The sequence below is a fragment of the Ferroglobus sp. genome, from assembly GCF_015521575.1.
GTDB lineage: Archaea > Halobacteriota > Archaeoglobi > Archaeoglobales > Archaeoglobaceae > Ferroglobus.
In genome coordinates this window covers 1-2100 of the sequence record NZ_WANY01000156.1, presented here as the reverse complement: position 1 = coordinate 2100, position 2100 = coordinate 1, and the positions used below count along the sequence as shown (strand labels likewise).

General features: G+C 38.2%; 3 protein-coding genes. 2 read left to right on the top strand and 1 reads right to left on the bottom strand.

Annotated elements, in window-relative coordinates; all coding sequences use genetic code 11:
* Nucleotides 1-121 precede the first annotated feature (121 nt).
* A protein-coding gene (locus F7C14_RS06410; RefSeq protein WP_290901038.1) for an IS630 family transposase occupies nt 122-1136 on the bottom strand; the annotation gives its coding sequence in 2 pieces (ribosomal slippage) (nt 122-670 and nt 672-1136; 1014 coding nt in all).
* A gap of 65 nt (nt 1137-1201) precedes the next feature.
* On the opposite strand from F7C14_RS06410, the gene F7C14_RS06405 reads away from it, so the two are divergent.
* Nucleotides 1202-1390: an antitoxin family protein gene (locus tag F7C14_RS06405; RefSeq protein WP_290901036.1), complete on the top strand. Its 189-nt coding sequence runs from the start codon at nt 1202-1204 to the stop codon at nt 1388-1390.
* A complete protein-coding gene (locus F7C14_RS06400; protein ID WP_290901034.1) occupies nt 1374-1841 on the top strand; it encodes a type II toxin-antitoxin system VapC family toxin in 468 nt (155 codons plus the stop codon). Before F7C14_RS06405 ends, F7C14_RS06400 begins: the two co-directional genes overlap by 17 nt.
* The last annotated feature ends 259 nt before the right edge of the window (nt 1842-2100 follow it).

The window sequence follows — 2100 nt, the reverse complement described above, 5'->3', positions numbered from 1 at the left end:
TGTTCTCGGGCTCAGAAAAGCAGTTGTTGGTGGAAGAACTTACAGCGTTATTCGTTCGGTAATCGCCGCTCTTATAGTCATCTCGCTGATGTAGTCATTTATAGTATTTGACATAACTAACTTAACCAAAATTCAAAAACTTTCTCATCCACTTCTCAACAAAACTCTTTTTCCGAGTTAACTGGTAAAAGCTATCCGAAATTACTTTCTTTAGCTCTTCCAATGTTTTAATGAGAAGAGGAGACAAAACTCTCTTTATTCCTCTCCAGATCTGCTCAATAGGGTTCAAGTCAGGAGAATAGGGAGGCAGATAAACCAGAACCATGCCAAGCTCTTTTGCCTTCTTCCTTGTTTTTCTTGCCCAATGCGACTTGAAGTTATCCAGAATGATCACTATGGTTTTATCCGGATTCTTCTCTCTTATCTTCTCAAGAAAGTCGCAAACTGCTTCCTTTTTAGAATTTTCTTTGAAATCTACCACACTCTCTCCATTTATCGCATAGAAACCGAACGTGTTGACTCTCATTTTTGTAGTGTTCTTCTTTAAGAATGGCTTGCTGAAAGACCAAAGCCTTTGGGTGTTTGCATTGAGCTGAGGTGAAGTTTCATCCAGAAATCCCATGATGAAATCGTCCACTGTGTTCAAAACGTTTTCAAGTTTTTTTAAGCTCTTCTTCTGCATTTTCAGGCCTTCTGTAGTCTTTCTGGTAGGGTTTTGCGTATTTCATGCCAAATGATTTTAGCAGCCTGCTCACGTGCCTCAAGCTGTATTCTACTCCAAATTTGTTTTTGATGAGTTCTCTTACTTCTTTTGTTGTCCAATCATCTCTCTCCTTCAGAATAGTCTTGAGTTCTTCTTTTTGCTCTTCGCTTAACTCTGAAGGTCTTCCTCCCCCGTAGTTTGGTTTCAAACCTTCCAGTCCTTTTTCATTCCACCTTTCAAGCCATACATAGCCTATAACTTTGCTTACTCCAACTTCTTTTGCTGCCTGAGGAACTGTGGCTCCTTTGTAGAGTTCTTTGATGAAGAAGAGTTTCCTGAGCACTTCTGAGCATATTTTCCTTTTACGAATTTCCTCGTTCAGTTCCTCTAAGGTTAGCCATTTGACTACTTCTTTTTCAGGTTTTCGTCCCATATGGTCGGTTTGTTAGCGTTGGTTAAAAATGTTTTGTCTAATACTCTAAATTCCAAAATACGTTCATGCCAAAGGTTATTAATGTTATTTACGAGAACGGTGTGTTTAAACCTCTTGAGAGGGTTGATTTAAAAGAGGGAACGAGGCTGAGGATAGAGATAAAGGAGAAAGTTAGTGAAAAGACGAGAGGATTGATAAAAGGTTGCGATATAGATTCTATATTGGAGGAGATAGAAAGTGGAAGTATTCTTTGATTCGAATGTATTCTTACATCACTTAGCGGATTCAAGGGAAGAAGCTACCAATCTAATTGAGAAGGTGGAACTTGGCGATATAACTGGCTACATAAATGATGTAGTTATCTCTGAAGTTACTTATGGTTGCATTAGAGCTATAACGGGTTTGTCTCCGTTTAATCTCAAAAAGAAGATTGAAAAAATTGAGATTGATCTATCTCCACTGAAAGAGTTGTTCGATCTCTTTGAAGTTCTACTGTGTAGATTTGGAAACGTTACTCTGGATATAATGGAAAAGTATAACCTTCTACCAAACGACGCTCTGATAGTTGCGATATGCAAGCATTACGGAATAAGAAAAATAGCAACTTCTGGAAGTTTTAGAAATCTGAGCTTTGTAACAATAAATTCGATGGTGTTCGCATCTAAACTTCTTCGACGAGGAGATCGTCGTCTACAAGTGAATTAAAAAAACGTTTACGCAACTATAATCTATTGATGTCGTCAGCTTCGGGATCTCAGACGAACTCATAGAACTAACGAAATAATTGAGGATCGACTGGTGATAACACAGAAAAAAGAAGGAGGGATAAATGAGACGCTTTCAAAATTGCCGAAAATAAAGAAGCAAGAAAGTCGTTGACGAATTGAAAAAGTTCGAAGAGATAAAAGCTTAGACCCTTCAAAAGCGTTTCGACGATGTAAGGATACCGTTGAAGGAGAACAAC